The sequence below is a fragment of the Streptomyces sp. NPDC060031 genome, assembly GCF_042736805.1.
Lineage (GTDB): Bacteria > Actinomycetota > Actinomycetes > Streptomycetales > Streptomycetaceae > Streptomyces.
Window position 1 is genome coordinate 1 of sequence record NZ_JBHWVM010000029.1, and the last position, 21,387, is coordinate 21,387.

General features: G+C 70.4%; 20 protein-coding genes and 1 riboswitch. Of the genes, 15 read left to right on the forward strand and 5 right to left on the reverse strand.

The window, feature by feature from the left end; translation table 11 throughout:
- The first annotated feature begins 170 nt into the window (after positions 1-170).
- The 10 genes from ACFWB8_RS15610 (at position 171) to ACFWB8_RS15655 (ending at position 10,277) form a co-directional block, all read left to right on the forward strand.
- On the forward strand, positions 171-761 hold the full coding sequence (locus ACFWB8_RS15610; RefSeq protein ID WP_385226228.1) for a CDP-alcohol phosphatidyltransferase family protein: 591 nt from the start codon (positions 171-173) through the stop codon (positions 759-761).
- Positions 762-861: 100 nt separating this feature from the next.
- On the forward strand, positions 862-3,357 hold the full coding sequence (locus ACFWB8_RS15615; protein WP_385226230.1) for a sugar phosphate nucleotidyltransferase: 2,496 nt from the start codon (positions 862-864) through the stop codon (positions 3,355-3,357).
- A 114-nt stretch (positions 3,358-3,471) separates the two neighbouring features.
- Positions 3,472-4,374 carry a DUF881 domain-containing protein gene (locus tag ACFWB8_RS15620; protein ID WP_385226232.1) on the forward strand — a complete coding sequence of 301 codons (903 nt, stop codon included), beginning with the start codon at positions 3,472-3,474 and terminating at the stop codon, positions 4,372-4,374.
- Positions 4,371-4,703 carry a small basic family protein gene (locus tag ACFWB8_RS15625; protein WP_030158423.1) on the forward strand — a complete coding sequence of 111 codons (333 nt, stop codon included), beginning with the start codon at positions 4,371-4,373 and terminating at the stop codon, positions 4,701-4,703. Before ACFWB8_RS15620 ends, ACFWB8_RS15625 begins: the two co-directional genes overlap by 4 nt.
- Before the next feature lie 5 nt (positions 4,704-4,708).
- Positions 4,709-5,530: a DUF881 domain-containing protein gene (locus ACFWB8_RS15630; protein WP_385226234.1), complete on the forward strand. Its 822-nt coding sequence runs from the start codon at positions 4,709-4,711 to the stop codon at positions 5,528-5,530.
- Between the two features lie 487 nt (positions 5,531-6,017).
- Complete coding sequence (locus ACFWB8_RS15635; protein WP_385226236.1) at positions 6,018-6,560, forward strand: FHA domain-containing protein; 543 nt, start codon at positions 6,018-6,020, stop codon at positions 6,558-6,560.
- 19 nt (positions 6,561-6,579) lie between these two features.
- A complete protein-coding gene (locus ACFWB8_RS15640) occupies positions 6,580-7,341 on the forward strand; it encodes a MerR family transcriptional regulator (RefSeq protein WP_385226239.1) in 762 nt (253 codons plus the stop codon).
- Positions 7,342-7,439: 98 nt separating this feature from the next.
- Positions 7,440-7,913, forward strand: coding sequence for a bifunctional nuclease family protein (locus ACFWB8_RS15645; RefSeq protein WP_030009777.1), 474 nt, complete (start codon positions 7,440-7,442; stop codon positions 7,911-7,913).
- A 192-nt stretch (positions 7,914-8,105) separates the two neighbouring features.
- Positions 8,106-8,744, forward strand: a complete 639-nt coding sequence (locus ACFWB8_RS15650) for a MerR family transcriptional regulator (protein ID WP_385226241.1) — start codon at positions 8,106-8,108, stop codon at positions 8,742-8,744.
- A 54-nt stretch (positions 8,745-8,798) separates the two neighbouring features.
- The gene (locus tag ACFWB8_RS15655) at positions 8,799-10,277 is read left to right on the forward strand and encodes a DNA polymerase IV (RefSeq protein WP_385226243.1); all 1,479 of its coding nucleotides are present in this window, start codon (positions 8,799-8,801) and stop codon (positions 10,275-10,277) included.
- A 3-nt stretch (positions 10,278-10,280) separates the two neighbouring features.
- On the opposite strand, the gene ACFWB8_RS15660 is transcribed toward ACFWB8_RS15655, so the two are convergent.
- Positions 10,281-10,649 (reverse strand): PRC-barrel domain-containing protein, encoded by a 369-nt coding sequence (locus ACFWB8_RS15660; protein ID WP_385226245.1) that lies wholly within the window; start codon positions 10,647-10,649, stop codon positions 10,281-10,283.
- A gap of 113 nt (positions 10,650-10,762) precedes the next feature.
- Positions 10,763-10,861, forward strand: a riboswitch (glycine riboswitch).
- Positions 10,862-11,057: 196 nt separating this feature from the next.
- On the opposite strand from ACFWB8_RS15660, the gene gcvP reads away from it, so the two are divergent.
- Positions 11,058-13,943, forward strand: coding sequence for an aminomethyl-transferring glycine dehydrogenase (gene gcvP, locus ACFWB8_RS15665; protein ID WP_385226247.1), 2,886 nt, complete (start codon positions 11,058-11,060; stop codon positions 13,941-13,943).
- A gap of 60 nt (positions 13,944-14,003) precedes the next feature.
- Here gcvP and ACFWB8_RS15670 read toward each other — a convergent pair whose 3' ends face one another.
- The gene (locus ACFWB8_RS15670; protein ID WP_385226249.1) at positions 14,004-14,192 is read right to left on the reverse strand and encodes a DUF5999 family protein; all 189 of its coding nucleotides are present in this window, start codon (positions 14,190-14,192) and stop codon (positions 14,004-14,006) included.
- 269 nt (positions 14,193-14,461) lie between these two features.
- Positions 14,462-15,082, reverse strand: coding sequence for a hypothetical protein (locus tag ACFWB8_RS15675; RefSeq protein ID WP_385226251.1), 621 nt, complete (start codon positions 15,080-15,082; stop codon positions 14,462-14,464).
- A gap of 497 nt (positions 15,083-15,579) precedes the next feature.
- Between ACFWB8_RS15675 and ACFWB8_RS15680 the strand changes: the two genes are divergently transcribed.
- Both ACFWB8_RS15680 and ACFWB8_RS15685 read left to right on the forward strand, forming a co-directional pair.
- Positions 15,580-17,121, forward strand: coding sequence for a glutamate-cysteine ligase family protein (locus ACFWB8_RS15680; protein ID WP_385226253.1), 1,542 nt, complete (start codon positions 15,580-15,582; stop codon positions 17,119-17,121).
- A 55-nt stretch (positions 17,122-17,176) separates the two neighbouring features.
- Complete coding sequence (locus ACFWB8_RS15685; RefSeq protein ID WP_385226255.1) at positions 17,177-18,001, forward strand: CPBP family intramembrane glutamic endopeptidase; 825 nt, start codon at positions 17,177-17,179, stop codon at positions 17,999-18,001.
- A gap of 43 nt (positions 18,002-18,044) precedes the next feature.
- Here ACFWB8_RS15685 and ACFWB8_RS15690 read toward each other — a convergent pair whose 3' ends face one another.
- On the reverse strand, positions 18,045-18,878 hold the full coding sequence (locus ACFWB8_RS15690) for a PhzF family phenazine biosynthesis protein (RefSeq protein ID WP_385226257.1): 834 nt from the start codon (positions 18,876-18,878) through the stop codon (positions 18,045-18,047).
- 190 nt (positions 18,879-19,068) lie between these two features.
- Between ACFWB8_RS15690 and ACFWB8_RS15695 the strand changes: the two genes are divergently transcribed.
- The gene (locus tag ACFWB8_RS15695) at positions 19,069-19,692 is read left to right on the forward strand and encodes a PadR family transcriptional regulator (protein WP_385226259.1); all 624 of its coding nucleotides are present in this window, start codon (positions 19,069-19,071) and stop codon (positions 19,690-19,692) included.
- A gap of 105 nt (positions 19,693-19,797) precedes the next feature.
- Here ACFWB8_RS15695 and ACFWB8_RS15700 read toward each other — a convergent pair whose 3' ends face one another.
- Positions 19,798-20,226 carry an SRPBCC family protein gene (locus ACFWB8_RS15700; RefSeq protein WP_385226261.1) on the reverse strand — a complete coding sequence of 143 codons (429 nt, stop codon included), beginning with the start codon at positions 20,224-20,226 and terminating at the stop codon, positions 19,798-19,800.
- Positions 20,227-20,397: 171 nt separating this feature from the next.
- On the opposite strand from ACFWB8_RS15700, the gene ACFWB8_RS15705 reads away from it, so the two are divergent.
- Positions 20,398-21,354 carry a DMT family transporter gene (locus ACFWB8_RS15705; RefSeq protein WP_385226263.1) on the forward strand — a complete coding sequence of 319 codons (957 nt, stop codon included), beginning with the start codon at positions 20,398-20,400 and terminating at the stop codon, positions 21,352-21,354.
- Positions 21,355-21,387 lie beyond the last annotated feature (33 nt).

Consider the following 21,387-nt stretch of genomic DNA (forward strand, 5'->3'; position numbering starts at 1 on the left):
ACTGCAGGGGGGACCCTGTGGGAGAGTAGGACGCCGCCGAACAATCATTGTGGGAAAGCCCCGCACCTTTAATGGTGCGGGGCTTTTCTGCGTTCCGGGTAGGTGTGCGCTCTCCTGTAGGGTCAGGGGGCATCGTTCGACATTTCTACAGTCACAGTGGAGGCCCCCGGGTGGAGGTCCAGGAGACTCGGGTTCAGACTGACCGAATTTTCACCATTCCGAACATCCTGAGCATGGCGCGCCTCGCCGGCGTGCCGCTGTTCCTGTGGCTGATCCTGGCGGAGCATGACGGCTGGGCGCTGGCCGTCCTCATGCTCAGCGGGGTCAGTGACTACCTCGACGGGAAGCTCGCCCGGCGCTGGAATCAGATCAGCAGCCTCGGGAGGCTGCTGGACCCGGCTGCGGACCGGCTGTACATCCTGTCCACACTGTTCGGGCTGACCTATCGCGGCATTCTGCCGATCTGGCTCACCGCGGCCCTGCTCGCCCGTGAGCTGATGCTGCTGGTCATGGTCTGGATCCTGCGCCGACACGGCTATCCGCCGCCACAGGTCAACTTCCTCGGGAAGGCCGCGACCTTCAACCTGATGTACGCCTTCCCCTTGCTGTTGCTCAGTGACGGGACGGGTTGGTTGGCCTGGACGGGGGCAGTTTTCGGATGGGCGTTCGCCGGATGGGGTACAACCCTCTATTGGTGGGCAGGAATCCTTTACGTGGTGCAGGTCCGCCGGCTCGTGAAGGCGGACGCCGCGGCCGATTGAGCTCGCCCGGTGCCGGACTGACGCGGAGGAGTTGCCCCGTCACCGTCCGGGGCGGGTGAAGTCGGCGAGAACGTCGTCTCTCAAGGAGGACTCTTCCGACATGAAGGCCGTCGTGATGGCCGGTGGCGAAGGCACACGCCTTCGCCCTATGACCTCGAGCATGCCCAAGCCGCTCCTGCCGGTTGCGAACCGGCCGATCATGGAGCATGTGCTCAGGCTGCTCAAGCGGCATGGGCTCAGCGAGACCGTGGTCACCGTGCAATTCCTGGCATCACTCGTCAGGAACTATTTCGGTGACGGCGAGGAGCTCGGAATGGAGCTCACCTATGCCAATGAGGAGAAGCCACTCGGGACCGCCGGCAGCGTGAAGAACGCCGAGGAGGCCTTGAAGGACGACACGTTCCTCGTGATCTCCGGCGATGCGCTCACCGACTTCGACCTCACCGATCTCATCAAATTCCACAAGGAGAAGGGCGCACTGGTCACGGTGTGCCTGACCCGGGTGCCGAATCCGCTCGAGTTCGGCATCACCATCGTGGACGAGGAGGGCAAGGTCGAGCGCTTCCTCGAGAAGCCGACCTGGGGCCAGGTCTTCTCGGACACCATCAACACCGGCATCTACGTGATGGAGCCGGAGATCTTCGACTACGTCGACGCGGACGTTTCCGTCGACTGGTCCGGCGACGTCTTCCCGCAGTTGATGAAGGAAGGCCGGCCGATCTACGGCTACGTGGCCGAGGGCTACTGGGAGGACGTCGGCACCCACGAGAGCTACGTCAAGGCGCAGGCCGACGTACTCGAGGGCAAGGTCCAGGTCGACATGGACGGCTTCGAGATCTCCCCGGGCGTATGGATCGCCGAAGGGGCCGAGGTCAGCCCGGACGCGGTGCTGCGCGGGCCGCTGTACATCGGTGACTACGCCAAGATCGAGGCCGGCGTGGAGATCCGCGAGCACACGGTCATCGGGTCGAACGTCGTCGTCAAGAGCGGTGCCTTCCTGCACCGAGCCGTCGTGCACGACAACGTGTACATCGGGCCCCACAGCAATCTCCGCGGCTGCGTGATCGGCAAGAACACCGACATCATGCGGGCCGCCCGGATCGAGGACGGGGCCGTCATCGGCGACGAATGCCTCGTCGGTGAGGAATCGATCGTTCAGGGGAACGTGCGGGTCTACCCCTTCAAGACGGTCGAGGCGGGCGCCTTCGTCAACACCTCGGTGATCTGGGAGTCGCGCGGACAGGCGCATCTGTTCGGCGCGCGCGGGGTCACGGGGATCCTGAACGTGGAGATCACTCCGGAGCTGGTGGTGCGGCTCGCCGGTGCTTACGCGACGACCCTGAAGAAGGGCGCGATCGTCACCACGGCCCGCGACCACTCCCGTGGTGCGCGAGCGCTCAAGCGGGCCGTGATCTCGGCGCTGCAGGCCAGCGCCATCAACGTACGGGACCTGGAGAACGTACCTCTGCCGGTGGCCAGACAGCAGACCGCCCGCGGCAGTGCCGGCGGGATCATGCTGCGGACGTCTCCGGGGATCCCGGACTCCGTGGACATCATGTTCCTGGACGAGCGGGGGGCGGACCTCTCGCAGGCGGGGCAGCGCAAGCTGGACCGGGTGTACGCGCGCCAGGAGTACCGGCGTGCCTTCCCCGGCGAGATCGGCGACCTGCAGTTCCCGTCCAGCGTCTTCGACTCGTACACGGGCTCCCTGCTGCGGCGGGTGGACATCACCGGGGTCGCCGATTCGGGGCTCAAGGTGGTCGTGGACGCCTCCAACGGCAGCGCCGGCCTGGTGCTGCCGAGCCTCCTGGGCAAGCTCGGTGTGGACGCGCTCACGGTCAATCCCGGGCTCGACGAGTCGCGGCCGACGGAGACCGCCGAGTCGCGTCGGGCCGGACTGGTGCGGCTCGGCGAGATCGTGGCCTCTTCGCGGGCCGCCTTCGGAGTGCGCTTCGACCCGGTGGGCGAGCGGATCTCCCTGGTGGACGAGCGCGGACGGATCATCGAGGACGACCGGGCGCTGCTGGTGCTGCTCGACCTGGTGGCCGCGGCGAAGCGCAGTGGCAAGGTGGCGCTGCCGGTGACCACGACCCGTATCGCCGAGCAGGTGGCGGCGTACCACGGCACGCAGGTGGAGTGGACGACCACCTCGCCCGACGACCTGACGCGGGTGGGCCGGGCGGAGAACACCATCTTCGGCGGGGACGGCCGGGGCGGGTTCATCGTTCCGGAGTTCGGCAGTGTCTTCGACGGAGCGGCGGCCTTCGTGCAGCTGATCGGGTTGGTGGCGCGGACGCAGCTCACGCTGAGCCAGATCGATGCGCGGATCCCGCGGGCGCACGTGCTCAAGCGCGACGTGCCGACGCCGTGGGCGGTGAAGGGCCTCGTCATGCGGCGGGTCGTGGAGGCGGCCGGGGACCGGCAGGTGGACACCACGGACGGCGTCCGGGTGGTCGAGGCCGACGGGCGGTGGGCGCTGGTGCTGCCGGACCCGGCGGAGGCCGTCACCCATCTGTGGGCCGAGGGCCCCGACGACACGTCGGCGCAGGCGCTGCTCGACGAGTGGGCGGCTGTGGTGGACGGGGGCGGGCACTGAGTGCCGGTCACGCGATGAGGTAGGACCCGGCCCGGTGGGCCGGGTCGGGCGGAGGTGGCCCGGCCCGGTCCACCGGTCGGGCGCATTCGGTGCGGGCGGCGCCGACATGCGACGATGTGCGGCATGTCGCAGCCGCCCCACAACCGGAGTTCGACGCCTCCCGCCCGCCCGGACGCGTCCATGTCGCTGCTGACGCACGTGATGGACCACAGCCTCGACGAGGGCTACGCGGAAGCGACGGCCCGGCGCGAGGCCGAGGGCAAGGCGGGTCTGCCGCGTACCCTCAAGGCCAAACTGGGGCTTGCCGTAGGCCTGGTGCTCGCCGCCGCGGTCGTCACGCTCGGCGCCGCGCAGGCCCAGGTGGCCGCGCCGGTGCTGGCCAAGGAGCGTCAGGAGCTGATCGACCGGGTACAGCGCTCCGATGGGCGGGCCGACGGTCTGGAGCGGGACATCGAGCGGCTGCGTGATGCCGTCGCGGACCGCCAGAACGAGGCGCTGAAGCAGCACGGGGGCGACCAGGGGCAGCTCGTGGCGCTGCTGTCCGGGGCCACGGAGGTCCGCGGGCCCGGTATCAGGCTGGTGATCGACGACGCCAAGGGCGCCTCGTCGGGTGGTGGTGGCAAGCCGCGGGAGAGCACGGGTTTCTCGGACACCGGGCGGCTCCGCGACCGGGACATGCAGAAGATCGTCAACGGGCTGTGGCAGTCGGGGGCGGAGGCCGTGTCGATCAACGGGCAGCGGCTGACGGCGCTGTCGGCGATCCGGGCCGCGGGTGACGCGATACTGGTCGACAACAGGCCGCTGGTGCCGCCGTACGAAGTGCTGGCGGTCGGTGACAAGAAGCGGCTGGGGACCACGTTCCAGGACTCCGCGGACGGCCAGTACCTGCACGTGCTGCAGGAGAGTTACGGGATCCGCTACACGTTGTCCGCAGCGGACGAGGTACGGCTGCCGGCCGCGTCGAGTCTGACCGTACGGACAGCTACAGCAGAAGAGCCGAAGAAGGGTGCATCGTGATCGCGGTACTGGGCCTCGTGGCCGGAGTGGTGGTCGGACTTCTGGTCCGGCCCGAAGTGCCGGCCGTGGTGGAGCCATATCTGCCGATCGCCGTGGTGGCGGCGCTGGACGCGGTGTTCGGCGGTCTGCGCGCGATGCTGGACGGCATCTTCGTGGACAAGGTGTTCGTGGTGTCGTTCCTGTCGAACGTGGTCGTCGCCGCGCTGATCGTCTTCCTCGGCGACAAGCTGGGCGTGGGCTCGCAGCTGTCGACGGGTGTGGTCGTCGTCCTCGGCATCCGCATCTTCTCCAACGCCGCGGCCATCCGCCGGCACGTCTTCCGGGCGTGACGCCGATGAGTACGAACGACACTCCGCCCGAGGAGCCGAACGTCCCGGAGCAGCCGCTGAAGGACGCGCCGCCGAAGGACGCCCCGCCCCCGGCCGGGGAGCCCGCGCAGACGGGCCGGCAGCGGCTGGCGGCCGGGCTGTGGCCGCCGCGCGTGAGCCGGGCCCAATTGATCGTCGCGGTACTGCTCTTCGTCCTGGGACTCGGGCTGGCCATCCAGGTACGGTCCAACAGCGACTCCAGTGCGCTGCGCGGGGCCCGTCAGGAGGACCTCGTACGGATCCTCGACGAGCTCGACGGGCGGACCAAGCGCCTGGAGGACGAGAAGTCGAAGCTGGAGGACCAGCGCAAGGAGCTGGAGAACAGCTCCAACCAGGCCGAGGAGGCCCGGAGGCAGACCGTGGAGAAGGAGCGCCAACTCGGCATCCTGGCCGGTACGGTGGCTGCGCAGGGGCCCGGCATCACGCTGAAGATCACCGATGTGAAGGGCCAGGTGCGGTCGGACCAGCTGCTGGACACGCTCCAGGAGCTGCGGGCCGCGGGCGCCGAGGCGATCCAGATCAATGGTGTGCGCATCGTGGCCGGCTCGTACTTCTCGGACGAGGGCGGTGGTGTCGGGATCGACGGTAAGAAGATCACACAGCCTTATGAGTTCAGGGTGATCGGCAAGCCGCAGGATCTGGAGCCCGCGCTCAACATTCCCGGCGGTGTCGTGCAGACGCTGGAGAAGGAGCAGGCCACCGTCGCCGTCACACGGTCGGCCAAGATCGTTGTGGATGCCTTGCGGGCTGTGAAGCAGCCTGACTACGCTCGGTCGTCATCGTCGTGAGGCGGCGTGACGGACGAGCGGACCGGCTCATGCGGGCGGATGCCTGCGGGGGGTCGGCGCGCCGAAGTCGCGGTGCGTGGTGGAAACTGTCTGGTGGTTACGGACGTTGTGAGATTGTCCGGGTCGGCAGGTGTTGCATTCGGAGTTCGTCCTGCCCCACGGGCGGGTCTGTTTCGGTCAAGGGGAATCGCCCGTGAAGTTGTTTGAGAAGTTGTTCGGCAAGAAGAACCGTGAGGAGAGCGGTGCGGCCAGGCACCGCGCGGGTCACGGAGACATGGAAGGGCAGGGCGACCGGCCGCTCTTCCGGGACGAGGTTGCCGGGGCGGGTGACATTTCGGGCGCGCAGGGCGCGTCGGCTGTTGACCCTGCCGGTACCGGACGCATAGGTTTCGGTGAACCATCAACCTCAAGTACGGGTGGAGGGTTTGCGCCCGACCCGTATGCCACCAATGCCTCCGCGGGGCAGCCGCGGCGCGAGGAGCCGTCCATGTCGGCCGAGCAGATTTGCAGCAGGTGCGGGCACCGCAGCGATGCGGCCAGCCGCTTCTGCTCCAACTGCGGGGCGCCGCTGCGGGCGGGTCTGACGCCGGAGCGTGCCTCGGAGACCACGTCCACCATCTCGATCTCGGGCCTTGAGGCCTACGAGGCCGAGGTGTCGGGCCAACAGCACGTGTCCTCCTCGCTGTCCCCCGAGGCCCAGGCCGCGGTGGAAGCGCTTCCTCCGGGCTCCGCTCTGCTGATCGTGCGGCGCGGGCCCAACTCCGGAAGCCGTTTCCTTCTGGACGGCGAGCTGACGACGGCGGGCCGGCACCCGCAGAGCGACATCTTCCTGGACGACGTCACCGTCTCCCGGCGCCATGTCGAATTCCGCAGGAGCCAGGACGGCGGCTTCACCGTCGCCGACGTCGGCAGCCTCAACGGCACGTACGTGAACCGTGAGCCGATCGAATCCGTCTCCCTGCACAACGGCGACGAGGTGCAGATCGGCAAGTACCGGCTGGTCTTCTACGCGAGCCTGCGGGGCATCTGACCCTTCAAGGGAAGGTCCCATGCTGCGCACCCCGACGGGCGGTGTCGGAAACGGCACCGCCGGCTCGGCCGGGCGGCTGGTGAGCATCGGCACGGTGCTGACCATGCTGCGTGACGAGTTCCCCGAAGTCACGATTTCGAAGATCCGGTTCCTGGAGGCGGAGGGGCTCGTCGAGCCCAGACGCACACCTTCCGGATATCGCAAGTTCAGCACCGACGACGTCGAGCGGCTGGCCCGCATCCTGCGGCTCCAGCGCGACCACTACCTTCCGTTGAAAGTCATCCGCGAGCAGCTCGACGCCCTCGCACGGGGCGAGCAGATCCGCATCCCGGCGCCGACGGCGCACGGGGAATCCGTCGATCCCGCAAGCCCCGCCGCCGTGTACGGGGAGGTCGGCCGGGAACGGCCGACGGTGGCGCGCGTGGGCCGGGCCGAGCTGATGGCCGCGGCCGACGTGGACGAGGTGCAGCTGGTGGAGTGGGAGTCGTACGGGCTGCTCGCGGAGGCGCCCGGCGGCGGGTTCGACGCCGAGGCGGTCACGGTGGCCCGCCTGGTGGCCGATCTGGGGCGGTTCGGGCTGGAGCCCCGGCACCTGCGGGCGATGAAGGCCGCCGCGGACCGGGAGGCGGGCCTGGTGGAGCAGGTCGTGGCCCCGCTGCGCCGGCACCGCAACCCCCAGACCAGGGCGCATGCCGAGGCCACCATGAAGGAGCTCGCGGGGCTCTCCGTACGGCTTCACGAGGCCCTCGTACAGACGGCTCTCGGGGTGCGGCTGTCCTGAGCTGCGGCGGCCTCCCAGGGGTCGCCGGGGGGAGCCCGGGAGGCGCCTTGGGGGAGCCCGACTACCCAAACCGGCCGAGCAGGTCCTAGGGTTGCTGTGTGAATGAGCTCGACGTTGTGGGTGTCCGGGTGGAAATGCCCTCGAACCAACCGATCGTGCTCCTGCGTGAAGTGGGAGGCGACCGGTACCTCCCCATCTGGATCGGACCAGGGGAGGCGACCGCCATTGCCTTCGCGCAGCAGGGGATGGCCCCTGCCCGGCCGCTGACGCATGACCTGTTCAAGGACGTGCTGGAAGCGATCGGCGAGGAGCTCACCGAGGTCCGGATCACGGATCTGCGGGAGGGCGTCTTCTACGCGGAGCTCGTCTTCGCCAGCGGGGTCGAGGTGAGCGCGCGCCCTTCCGACGCCATAGCGCTGGCCCTGCGGACGGGGACGCCGATCTACGGCAGTGACGGCGTGCTGGACGACGCCGGAATCGCCATTCCGGACGAGCAGGAGGACGAGGTGGAGAAGTTCCGCGAGTTCCTCGACCAGATCTCGCCGGAGGACTTCGGTACCGGGCCCCAGTGACCGCCTCGGCCCGGGCATCCTCTGGGCGTCCTCCAGGAAAATTCAGCCCATTCGATTAGCCTTTCCCGGCAGCGGGGTACGGGAAACCACTCTCAGGGTGATTATCACTCGGCGTGCCGAGTGTGGCGATCGTTGACGCACCCCTGGTGACTGCCTACCTTCGAGGTGGCAGGTCAAGGACGGAGGGTCGGCGTGAGGATCACGGGCGACGGTACGACCGGGGGCACCCCCGCACGGAGTGACGGTGGACCGTACCCGCTGCACGGCGGTGCGGTGGGCTCCGCGCGCCGCCAGCCGGAGTCGACGCCGGTCGGACCGGTGGGCGGCGAGCCGGCGCCCGAGCAGGTGGGATACCGGGGGCCGACGGCGTGCGCCGCGGCCGGCATCACGTACCGGCAGCTGGACTACTGGGCGCGTACGGGGCTGGTGGAGCCGAGCGTGCGTCCCGCGTACGGGGCGGGCGCGCAGCGGCTGTACAGCTTCCGGGACGTCGTCGTCCTCAAGATCGTCAAGCGTTTCCTCGACACCGGGGTGGCGCTGCAGAACATCCGCACCGCCGTGCAGCACCTGCGCGACCGCGGTTTCTCGGACCTTGAGCGCATGACGCTGATGAGCGACGGCGCCACCGTGTACGAGTGCACCTCGCCGGACCAGGTGGTGAGCCTGCTCCAGGGCGGGCAGGGCGTCTTCGGCATCGCCGTCGGCGTGGTCTGGCGGGACGTCGAGAACGCCCTCTCGCAGCTGCACGGGGAGCGCGTGGACACCGGCGAGACGGTGGTCGGGCACAACCCGTCCGACGAGCTCGCCGCGCGCCGCAACCGGGCCGTCTGAGGCGGACCGGGTCCCGCCACCGGATTGTCAGTGGCGTAGTGCAGCATCGGTGCTGTGAGAGCCGCCCCGACGATCCTGCACCTGGACATGGACGCCTTCTACGCCGCCGTGGAGCAGGCGGCGAAGCCGAGCCTGCGCGGCAAGGCCGTCATCGTCGGCGGGCTCGGGCCGCGCGGGGTCGTCGCGACCGCCTCGTACGAGGCCAGGCGCTTCGGGGTGCACTCGGCGATGCCGACGGCCCAGGCGCGCCGGCTGTGCCCGAACGGCGCCTATCTCATCCCGCGCTTCAGCCTGTACCGGGCGGTCAGCGACGTGGTCATGGCATTGCTGCGGGAGCTGTCGCCGCTGGTGGAGCCGCTCAGCCTGGACGAGGCCTTCGTGGACCTGGAGGCCGGCGGGGTCGCCTTCGACGCCCAGGGCGCGCGGGTGGTGGGTGAGCGGCTCAGGGCGGACATCCGGGCCGCGACCGGGCTCAGCGGGTCGGTGGGGCTCGCCGGCTCCAAGATGCTGGCCAAGGTGGCCTCCGAGGAGGCCAAGCCGAACGGTCTGCTGCTGATCGAGGTGGGCACGGAGCGCGAGCTGCTCGCGCCGATGTCGGTACGGACCCTGCCCGGGGTGGGGCCGGCCACCGGGGAACACCTGCGGCGGGCCGGGATCACCACGGTGGGGGAGCTCGCCGAGGCGGGTGAGGACGAGCTGGTCCGGATGGTGGGGCGCTCGCACGGGGTCGGGCTGTACCGGATGGCGCTGGGGCTGGACGAGCGGCCGGTGGTGGCCGAGCGCGATGCGAAATCGGTGTCGGTCGAGGACACCTTCGACGTGGACATCCACGACCGGGTGCGGATCCGGGGCGAGGTGCAGCGGCTCGCCGACCGGTGTGTGCGACGGCTGCGGGAGTCGGGGCACTCGGGGCGCACGATCGTGCTGAAGGTGCGCCGGTACGACTTCTCGACGCTGACCCGGTCCGAGACGCTGCGCGGGCCGACGGACGACCCGGGGGTGGTCCGGGAGGCGGCCGCGCGGCTGCTGGAGTCGGTGGACACCACGGGCGGGGTGCGGCTGCTGGGGGTGGGGGTGACGGGGCTGGCGGACTACACGCAGGAGGACCTCTTCGCCCAGGCCGCGTCGCTGGTCACCGTGGCCGACGGGGAGGACGAGGCCGGTGGGGCCCTGGGGGCCGGTGCGGCTGGCGCGGCCGGTGCGGCCGGTGCGGCCGACGGGGTGAAGGACGCCGCCGACGGCGGTGGCACGGGGCCGGGCGGGGGCCCGGGCGAGACCCCGGGGCCCGCGGACCCCGAGCCCGCTCCCGAGCGCCGCTGGGCGGCCGGGAGCGACGTACTGCACGCGGTGTACGGGCCCGGGTGGGTGCAGGGCAGCGGGGTCGGGCGGGTGACCGTACGGTTCGAGCGGCCCGGGTCGCGGCCGGGCCGGGTGCGGACGTTCCTGGTGGACGACCCCGAGCTGGAGCCGTCCGATCCGCTGCCCCTCGTCGGGGAGTCGCGTGATCCCGGAGGCGTGATCCCGGAGGCGTGATCCCTAAGGGGTGTCCTCGCCGGCCAGGCGTCCGAAGTCGCGCTGGAAGTCGGAGGGGACGGCGATGTCCAGGCCGTAGTGGTGGTAGAGCTGCAGCTCCTGTTCGGGGGAGAGGTGGCGGCCGACGCCGAAGTCCGGGGCGTCGCGGATGAGCGAGCGCTCGAAGGGCACCCGCAGGGTGTCGCCCACCAGCTCGCTCGGTTCCAGGGGGACGAAGGCGTCCCGGCTGAACAGGCCGGTCCGGACGGCGGCCCATTCCGGAACTCCTGTGGCATCGTCGAGGTAGACCTCGTCGATGGTGCCGATCTTGGTCCCATTGCGGTCGAACGCCTTGCGGCCGATCAGGCTGCGCGGATCGATGTCGGTCTGCACGGTCCCTCCAATTGGTCGCAACTCCTCCGTAATGACTACAAAAGTGCATATTCGGAGAGGGGGCCACTCGAGGGAGTGCCCAGATCCTCGCTGGTAGGCTGGGTGACGGCTGTTGACCCTGTGCGGGAGAGTCCTCCGAGTGAACGTGACGGAGGCGCCGAAGGAGCAAATCCTCCCCGGAATCTCTCAGGCATACGTACCGCACGCGACGAGGCCACTCTGGAAAGCAGGGGCGGGTACCGGGCGCGCAGTGCCGGTTCCCCTCCTCACCGACGGTGAAAGCCGGAGCTCACGGGCCTGCCCGCGACTCCGGTGAAGCTCTCAGGTTGAGATGACAGAGGGGGAGGCCGTCCGGGTGCCCGCGCCGTGGTGCCCCTCGCAGGTCGTACGACCAGGAGGCCTCCGTACATGACCGCCAACCGCATTCCGCTCTCTCAGCTGGAGCGAGGCATCCCCTTCGAGCAGCGCCACATCGGCCCGGATGCCGAGGCGCAGGCGAAGATGCTCGCCCAGGTGGGCTACGGCTCCCTGGACGAACTGACCGCCGCCGCGGTACCGGATGTGATCAAGACCGCTGCCGCGCTGAACCTGCCCGAGGCGCGCACCGAGGCCGAGGTGCTGGCCGAGCTGCGGCTCCTCGCGGACCGCAACCAGGTCCTCTCCCCGATGATCGGCCTGGGCTACTACGGCACCTTCACGCCGCCGGTGATCCTGCGCAACGTGATGGAGAACCCGGCCTGGTACACCGCGTACACGCCGTACCAGCCCGAGATCTCGCAGGGCCGCCTCGAGGCGCTGCTGAACTTCCAGACCGTCGTCGCCGACCTGACCGGTCTGCCGACCTCCGGCGCCTCGCTGCTCGACGAGGGCACCGCGGCCGCCGAGGCCATGTCCCTGGCCCGCCGCGTGGGCAAGGTCAAGGACGGCGTCTTCCTGATCGACGCCGACGCGCTGCCGCAGACCATCGCCGTGATCGAGACCCGCGCCGAGCCGGTCGGGGTCGAGATCGTCGTCGCCGACCTGTCCGAGGGCATTCCCGCGGAGATCGCCGAGCGCGGTGTGTTCGGCGTACTGCTCCAGTACCCGGGCGCCTCCGGCGCCGTGCGGGAGATCAAGCCGGTCATCGACCAGGCGCACGAGCTCGGTGCCATCGTCACCGTCTCGGCCGACCTGCTCGCCCTGACCCTGCTGACCTCCCCCGGTGAGCTGGGCGCGGACATCGCCGTCGGCACCACGCAGCGCTTCGGTGTGCCGATGGGCTTCGGCGGTCCGCACGCCGGCTACATGGCCGTCCAGGCCAAGCACGCCCGCTCGCTGCCCGGCCGCCTCGTCGGCGTCTCGGTGGACGCGGACGGCAACAAGGCCTACCGCCTGGCCCTGCAGACCCGTGAGCAGCACATCCGCCGCGAGAAGGCCACGAGCAACATCTGTACCGCTCAGGTGCTGCTCGCCGTCATGGCCGGCATGTACGCCGTCTACCACGGGCCGGACGGGCTGCGGACGATCGCCCGCCGCACCCACCGCTACGCGGCCCTGCTCGCCGCCGGTCTGACCGCGGGCGGGGTCGAGGTCGTGCACGGCGCGTACTTCGACACCATCACCGCCCGGGTGCCGGGCCGCGCGGCCGAGGTCATCGCCGCCGCCCGCGAGGGCGGGGTCAACCTGTACCAGGTCGACGCCGACCTCGTCTCCGTCTCCTGCGACGAAACGACCCTGCGCGCCGACATCGAGGCCGTCTGGGCCGCCTTCGGCGTCAGCGCCGACATCGAGGCGCTCGACGAGACCACCGCCGACACGCTGCCCGAGGGGCTGCTGCGCTCGGACGCGTACCTGACGCACCCGGTGTTCCACCAGCACCGTTCCGAGACCGCGATGCTGCGCTACCTGCGCAAGCTCTCGGACAAGGACTACGCGCTGGACCGCGGCATGATCCCGCTGGGCTCCTGCACCATGAAGCTCAACGCGACAACCGAGATGGAGCCGGTCACCTGGCCCGAATTCGGCCAGCTGCACCCGTTCGCCCCGGTGGACCAGGCCGAGGGGTACCTCACGCTCATCACCGAGCTGGAGGAACGTCTCTGCGAGGTCACCGGTTACGACAAGGTCTCCATCCAGCCGAACGCCGGTTCCCAGGGTGAGCTCGCCGGTCTGCTCGCGGTCCGCGCGTACCACCGTGCGAACGGTGACGAGCAGCGCACCATCTGCCTCATCCCGTCCTCCGCGCACGGCACCAACGCCGCCAGCGCCGTGATGGCCGGCATGAAGGTCGTCGTCGTCAAGACCGCCGACGACGGCGAGGTGGACGCGGCCGACCTGCGCGCCAAGATCGAGCAGTACCGCGACGAGCTCGCCGTGCTGATGATCACCTACCCCTCGACCCACGGTGTGTTCGAGGAGCACGTCGCCGAGATCTGCGCCCAGGTGCACGAGGCCGGCGGCCAGGTCTACGTGGACGGCGCCAACCTCAATGCCCTGGTGGGCCTGGCCAAGCCGGGTCACTTCGGCGGCGACGTCTCGCACCTGAACCTGCACAAGACCTTCTGCATCCCGCACGGCGGCGGCGGTCCGGGCGTCGGCCCGGTCGGCGTCCGGGCGCACCTGGCCCCGTACCTGCCGAACCACCCGCTGCAGCCGACCGCCGGCCCCGAGACGGGCGTCGGCCCGATCTCGGCCGCGCCGTGGGGTTCGGCCGGCATCCTGCCGATCTCCTGGTCGTACGTACGCCTGATGGGTGGCGAGGGCCTCAAGCGCGCCACCCAGGTGGCCGTGCTGGGTGCGAACTACATCGCCAAGCGCCTGGAGCCGCACTACCCGGTGCTCTACACCGGTCCGGGCGACCTGGTCGCGCACGAGTGCATCATCGACCTGCGCCCGCTGTCGAAGGCGACGGGGGTCAGCGTGGACGACATCGCCAAGCGCCTGATCGACTACGGCTTCCACGCGCCGACGATGTCCTTCCCGGTGGCCGGCACCCTGATGATCGAGCCGACGGAGTCCGAGGACCTCGCCGAGATCGACCGCTTCTGCGATGCGATGATCGCCATCCGCGGCGAGATCGAGCGGGTCGCGGCCGGCGAGTGGCCGGTGGACGACAACCCGCTGGCCAACTCCCCGCACACGGCGGCGGCGCTGGGCGGCGAATGGAACCACCCGTACACCCGGGACGAGGCCGTCTTCCCCGGCGGGGTGTCGGCCGCGGAGAAGTACTGGCCGCCGGTGCGCCGGATCGACGGCGCCTTCGGTGACCGCAACCTGGTCTGCTCCTGCCCGCCGCTGGACGAGTACGACAACTAGGCATGACGAAGGGGCCGGTCCGGGAGCTTCGTGCTCCTGGGCCGGCCCCTTTTCGTGCTGTTACGCCGCCGCGAGCGTGCGGTGCGGGGCGATGATCTGGCCGTCCGGCAGCAGCTCGCCGGTGTCCTCGAAGAGCAGGACACCGTTGCACAGCAGGCTCCAGCCCTGCTCCGGGTGGGTGGCCACAGGGTGCGCGGCCTCACGGTCGGCGGAGTCGGCAGACGGGCATGCTGGCTTGTGCTGGCACATGGATGCGTTCTTTCGCTGCGGTGTGGTCTGTGTGCTGCGGCTCGATGCGTTGTTCATGGCCGCCCCCCGTATCAACGTCTTGGTTTGGTCAGGGTCCCAGTGTTGCCCTACGGACTTCCCTCCGCAGGGATTTCCCGGCAGCTGTCCTCATAGATTGATGACGCATCACTCGTGCGGGCGGTTCAGGTCAACTCACCTGTCATTTCGGGTGGTTCGCGAGTGGTCCCAGTGGGCTAGGCCGAATGGGCAGTATCGGCCATCGGCCCGGATCAGGCGGCCGGGGCGGCCAGCGAGGGCGGCAGCGGCGGCGCCGGCGGGGTGAGCCGGTGGGTCAGCACGGGCAGCAGCTCGGACACCGGATGCGGCCGGTACGCGGCGATGCCGGGCGGGGCGGGTGCCAGCGGGACCAGCAGGTCCGCGGCCGCCGGCAGTCCGGCGGAGGCGTCGGCGCCCACCGCCCCGTGCAGCCACAGGGTCAGCATGTACAGCTCCGGTACGGACAGCAGCCGCGGCTGATAGTTCTTCCCCAGCGACTCGGCCTGGCGCAGGGCGCGTTCGGTGGCCGCGACGTACGGGCCCTCGAAGAAGTGGGAGAAGGCCCAGCCGTCCGGGGTGAGCCTGGTGTCGGCCGCCGCGACGTAGCGGTCCCCGCTGCGGATCAGGAACCGCCAGCCCGTCAGCCGGGTACGGGGCGGCCTGCCGCCGGCCGCCAGCTGGGAGACGTTCAGCCGGTCCAGGACGTGGACGGGGAGCGGCAGTTCGGCGGTCATCGGCCCCTGGAGGGCGCGCAACGCGGGAGTGTGTGCCTCGTGGACGGCGGTGGGGGACGCGAGTGCCGCGAGGACGCTGCGCAGGGCGGGCGCGGGGGCCGGAGGGACATGCAGCGGCATGGTGGGTCGCCTCTCACTTGGGAGACCTGTGGATCGGGGGAAGGTGCGGGGACGGCGCTGTCGCATTCTGGGGCCAGAGGGGGGCTGAGGGGCAATGGCCGCGCGCCAACTCTCTGCCTCGTTTGCGGAGTTTATACGACATGTGTTCACGCAGTGTTTCGGCTAGCTGTCCCGCCTATTGCTGACAAGGCGCTTACCGGTCCCACTGTCATGGCTTTCATGCCGGTGGCGCGCAAACATGCCGCGCTGACCTTGGAGGCTACCGGAACGGCGCTCGGCTGGAAAGCGCCTGTTATCCGATACTGGCAAAGTCGATGCGGAATTTGCATGAGGTGACTTGCCACCGGAATGTGCCGAAGAGCCTGTCGGCCAAACCGGCGCGCGCTCCCCGCCACTCACGCCCCCGCCGCGTTATCGATCACACCGTCGGGGCATCATCGACCGTAACGCGCGCCTGGGGAGTGCCGGGCCAGGCCCACTCGAGGAGGGACGCTTCGATGGGGGAGAAGGTCGTGGCAGGCGGATTCGACCTGTCCGATCGGCAACGGTATCGGAGGAAGCTTCACGAGTGCTTGGAGGGACTGGAGCGGCTTCTGGCGGAGAAGAGGTTCGATCGCCCCAAGAACATGATGGGGCTTGAGATCGAGTTGAATCTCGCGGGTGCCGACGGTTTGCCGAGAATGGTGAATGCACAGGTTCTGGAGCGGATTGCCAGCCCCGATTTCCAGACCGAACTGGGAATGTTCAACCTGGAGGTGAACGTACTTCCGCACTGGCTCGGCGGCCGGGTTTTCGACCAGCTCGCGGAGGAGCTGAGCGCGGGACTGGGCTATGCCCACCGGCAGGCTTCCCTGATCGATGCCGGGGTGGTGATGATCGGTATTCTGCCGACGATCTCGCGCGAGGACCTGGTCACCGCCAACCTGTCGGCGGTGGACCGCTACTCGCTGCTGAACGAGCAGATCCTGATGATGCGCGGTGAGGACTTCACGCTCGACATCGACGGGGTCGAGCGGCTGACCTGGACTTCCGGGTCGATCGTGCCGGAGGCCGCCTGTACCTCCGTACAACTGCATCTGCAGGTGACGCCGGCCCGGTTCGCCGACGTGTGGAACGCCGCGCAGGCGGTGGCCGCCGTACAGATAGCGGTCGGCGCCAACTCGCCTTTCCTGTTCGGGCGGGAGCTGTGGCGGGAGTCGCGGCCGCCGCTGTTCACGCAGGCCACCGACACGAGGCCGCCCGAGCTCCAGGCACAGGGGGTGAGGCCGCGTACCTGGTTCGGGGAGCGGTGGGTGGACTCGGCGTACGAGCTGTTCGCGGAGAACGTCCGCTACTTCCCGGCCCTGCTGCCGATCTGTGACGAGCAGGAGCCGTTGCGGGTGCTCGCGCAGGGCGGGGTGCCGAGCCTGCAGGAGCTGGTCCTGCACAACGGCACGGTGTACCGGTGGAACCGGCCCGTGTACGGGGTCGCCGACGGGGTGCCGCACCTGCGGGTGGAGAACCGGGTGCTGCCGGCCGGGCCCACCGTGGCCGACGTCGTCGCCAACGCCGCCTTCTACTACGGACTCGTGCGCACCCTCGCGGACGAGCAGCGCCCGGTGTGGAGCCGGCTGCCGTTCGCGGAGGCGGAGGCCAACTTCGACGCGGCCTGCCGGTACGGGATCGACGCGCGGATCCGCTGGCCGCGCCGGGGCCGGGGCGGCGGCGGGGGGCTGGCGAGCGTGCCCGCCGTACGGCTGGTGCTGGACGAGCTGTTGCCGATGGCGGCCGCCGGGCTGGACGCCTGGGGCATCGAGCCCGCCGACCGGGACCACTACCTCGGCATCATCGAGGAGCGGTGCCGGCGCCGGGCGAACGGGGCGACCTGGCAGGTGGAGACCTACCACCGGGCGCTCGCGGCCGGGCTGGAGCGGGACGCGGCGCTGGCCGCGACCACGCGTCGCTACAGCGAGCTGATGCACCGGGGTGACCCGGTGCACACCTGGCCGGTGGGCCTGGCGGAGGAGGAGGTGAGCACGGCGGCCGCCGCCGGGCGCTGACCGGGCGCCGCCCGCCCGGCCGTGCGACGAGGCAGTATGGGGTCGTCGGAACGGGATGGCGGGACGGGAGTCTGGCGTGCGGACGGAGCCGGAAGCGGTCGTGGGGGAGTCGCGCCTGCGCGGGGACGGGCGGGTGGTCCTGCGCAGCGAGACGCTGCTCGTGCTGGCGCTGTCGCTGGGCGCGAGCGGCGTCTCGGCGCTGATCAGCTTCATCGGCTCGCTGACCAAGCCGGGCGGGCTCAAGGACCAGGCCGCCACGCTCAACGGCTCGTACGCCCCCGGCCGGCCCTGGCTCGACCTGGCCTGGCAGCTGTTCGGGATCGCGTCGGCGCTGGTTCCCGTACTGCTGGTCGCGCACCTGCTGACCCGCGAGGGCGCGCCGGGCCTGCGGGTACTCGGCTTCGACCGCACCCGGCCCTGGCCGGACCTGGGCCGCGGTGCGCTCGTCGCGGCCGGGATCGGGAGCGCGGGGCTGGCCTTCTACCTCGGGGCGCGGGCGACCGGCTTCAACCTGACGGTGGTGCCGGAGGCGCTGCCCGACGTGTGGTGGAAGTTCCCCGTGCTGATCCTCTCCGCGGTGCAGAACTCCGTGGTGGAGGAGGTCATCGTGCTGGCGTACCTGCTGCGCCGGCTGGACCAGCTGGGGTGGTCGCCGACGGCCGCGCTGCTGGCCAGCTCCGTGCTGCGCGGCTCGTACCACCTCTACCAGGGCATCGGCGGCTTCATCGGCAACATGGTGATGGGCGTCGTCTTCGTGCTGGCCTACCGCCGCTGGGGCCGGGTCGGGCCGCTGGTCGTCGCGCACGCGCTGCTCGACATCGTCGCCTTCGGCGGGTACGCCCTGCTCGCGGGCAAGGTGGGCTGGCTGCCCACGCCGTAGCGGCCGGGGCTGCAGCGGCCGCGGCTGCTGCGGCCGGCTTCGTTCAGGGGGTGGCCAGCAGCTCGCCGTCGATGACGGTGACGGCGTGGCCGGTGAGCAGCGTGCGGTCGCCCGCGAGGCGCACCCTGACCAGGCCCCGGCGGGCTCCGCCCTGGAGGCCGACGAGTTCGTCGCGGCCCAGGCGCCGGGCCCAGAAGGGGGCCAGTGCGGTGTGGGCGCTGCCCGTGACCGGGTCCTCGTCGATGCCGAAGGCGGGGAAGAAGCCGCGGGAGACGAAGTCGTACCCCCGCGCGGGGTCCTCGGCGGCCGCGGTGACGATGACCCCGCGCCGGGAGTAGCCGCGCAGGGCGTTCAGGTCGGGCGCGAGTTCGCGTACCGCCCGCTCGTCCGTCAGCTCGACGACCAGGTCACCGATGTGGGCCGAGGTGTCGTGGACCGATGTGACCGGGACGCCCAGGGCGTCCCGCACCTCGGGGACCGGCGCGACCGGGGTCAGCGAGGACGTCGGGAAGTCCATGGTGACCGTGCCGTCCGGGGCGAACCCGGTGGTGAGGATGCCGCAGCGTGCGGCGAAGCGGACCGGCCCCGAGGGGCGGCCGGTCGTCGCGAGGCTGTCCTCGTTCAGGACGTGGGCGGTGGCGAGCGTGGCGTGTCCGCACATGTCGACCTCGCCGGCCGGGGTGAACCAGCGCAGCGCCCAGTCGGCGTGCCCGCCGGGCGGCAGGGGGTGGGCGAAGGCCGTCTCGGAGAGGTTGACCTCGGCGGCGACCTGCTGGAGCCAGGTGTCGGAGGGGAAGACGCCGTCGAGGAGCAGGACTCCGGCGGGGTTCCCGCGGAACGGGCGATCGGTGAAGGCGTCGACGATTCGGATGCGCATGGTCCCGACCGTAGGCCGGTCCTGTGACGTGGGCCAAGGCCAATCCGGGATGACTGGCCTGGTCAGAGGCGTGGGCGCGGTGTTCGTTGAGGAGTTTCCGATATATCGTTGACGCATCGCGATGGGTCAACGATAGTTGAGGCATCGGAACACCGATGACACGAAAACGAATGGCGAAAGGAGCGCAGTCATGCGTTCACACGGACACGGCAACGGGCACGGCAACGAGCACGAGCACGGACGGGGCCACGGCCACTGCGGGCCGGAGCGTCGGGAGGAGTTCATGGGGCGGCGCGCCGCCTTCGGGCCGTTCGGGCCGCCCTTCGGTGGCGGGCCCTTCGGTGGGCGGGGCGGACGCGGCGGACCGCGCGGCCGGGCCCGGAGGGGTGACGTGCGCGCTTCGATCCTGGCGCTGCTCACCGACCGGCCGATGCACGGCTACGAGATGATCCAGGAGATCGGCGAGCGCAGCGGCGGGGCCTGGAAGCCCAGCCCGGGGTCGGTCTACCCGACCCTGCAACTGCTCGAGGACGAGGGGCTCATCACCAACGAGAGCGAGGGCGGCAAGAAGCTGTTCACGCTCACCGACGCCGGCCGCACCGAGGCCGAGTCGGGCCCGGACGCCCCCTGGGCGGAGGCCGGGCGAGGCTTCGACTTCGAGGCGATGAGCGAGATCCGGACGGCCGGCTTCGGCCTGATGGAAGCCTTCGGCCAGGTCTTCAAGACCGGCACCCCCGCGCAGCGGGAGAAGGCCCTCGCGGTCATCAACGACGCCCGCAAGAAGCTCTACCTGATCCTGGCCGACGAGCACTGAGTCCGGCCGGACCCCCCCACTGCGCGGTGTGCGCAGCAGCGCGCCCCGCGAGCCTTCTCGCGGGGCGCGCTGTCCTGCGTACGGACGTGCCCGGGGGCGGCGGGGTCAGGCGGCCAGGCCGGCGAGCTTGCGCAGCGACTCGTTCAGCGCGGCCGTCGCCGAGTCCTTGAGCTTGCCCGCCATGAGGGAGACGGCGGCCCCCGTGAACTCGCCGTCGATGCGGACCGTGGTGGCTCCGCCGTCCGGGGTCAGGGTGTAGCGGGTCAGGACGGCCACGCCCATCGGGCCCTTGCCGGTGATGGCGAAGACGCGCTCGTCCTCCAGCTCCGAGACGGTCCACAGGACCTCGGCCGGGAAGCCCATCATCTTCATGTTCTCGGCGAAGGTGGCCCCGACCGCGAGGGTCTCGGGACCGCCCTTCGGGAAGTTGGTGTGGGTCATGCTCCACTGGCCGTACGCGTCCCAGTCCGTCAGCTGGGCCCACAGCTTGGCGGCGGGCGCCTCGATGCGTGATTCCGCGGTGACTTCAGCCATGCGACCACCCCTTCTCGTCAGGTACGTGCGGCGGAAGGTAGCCCCGGCGGACGGAACATTCAAGACTGACGACCTGTCAGATATTGGGTTCTGGGGAGCGCGGAGTGTCAGGTACGTCTCAACAGGTGTCACGTGCTCATTGGTCCTGACGGGCCCTGTCATGATGTCCGGATGCAAGCGTCAGGGAAGAACGCCGGGCTGGGCCTCGCCCTCGTCTCGGCAGTTGCGTTCGGTGGTTCCGGGGTCGCGGCGAAGCCGCTGATCGAGGCGGGTCTGGACCCGCTGCACATGGTGTGGCTCAGGGTGGCCGGAGCGGCGCTCGTCCTGTCCCCGCTGGCCTGGCGCCACCGTGACCTCATACGCCGCAAGCCCCTGCTGCTCGCCGGCTTCGGACTCGTCGCGGTGGCGGGTGTGCAGGCCTTCTACTTCGCCTCCCTGTCCCGGATCCCGGTGGGCGTGGCCCTGCTGCTGGAGTACCTCGGCCCGTCGCTGCTCCTCGGCTGGATCCGCTTCGTGCAGCGCAAGCCGGTCACGCGGGCCGCCGCGACCGGGGCGGCCGTCGCCGTCGTGGGTCTGGCGTGCGTGGTCGAGATCTGGGCCGGGCTGAGCCTGGACCTGGTCGGCGTGCTGCTCGGTGTCGCCGCCGCCTGCTGCCAGGCGTTCTACTTCGTCTTCGCCGACCAGGGCACCGACGGGGACGACGTGCCCGACCCGCTCGGCGTGATCGCGTACGGCATGATCGTCGGCGCGCTGGTGATGACCGTGATCGCCCGGCCGTGGCAGATCGACTGGCAGATCCTGGGCTCGGACGCCGCGGTCGGCGACCTGACGGTGCCGGCGCCCGTCCTGCTGGGCTGGGTGGTGCTGATCGCGACCGTGTTCGCGTACCTGACCGGCGTGGTGTCCGTGCGCAAGCTGTCGCCGCAGATCGCCGGCGTGGTGGCCTGCCTGGAGGCCGTCGTCGCGACCGTGCTGGCCTGGGTGCTGCTCGGCGAACACCTCTCCACCCCGCAGATCGTCGGCGGCGCGCTGGTGCTGGGCGGTGCCTTCATCGCGCAGACCTCGCGGCCGACCCCGCCGGGGGCTGCGGATCCGGCCGTACTGGACCGCGTGACGGCCAAGGCCTAGGCTGCCGATCATGCATTCGACCGTGCTTCCGCC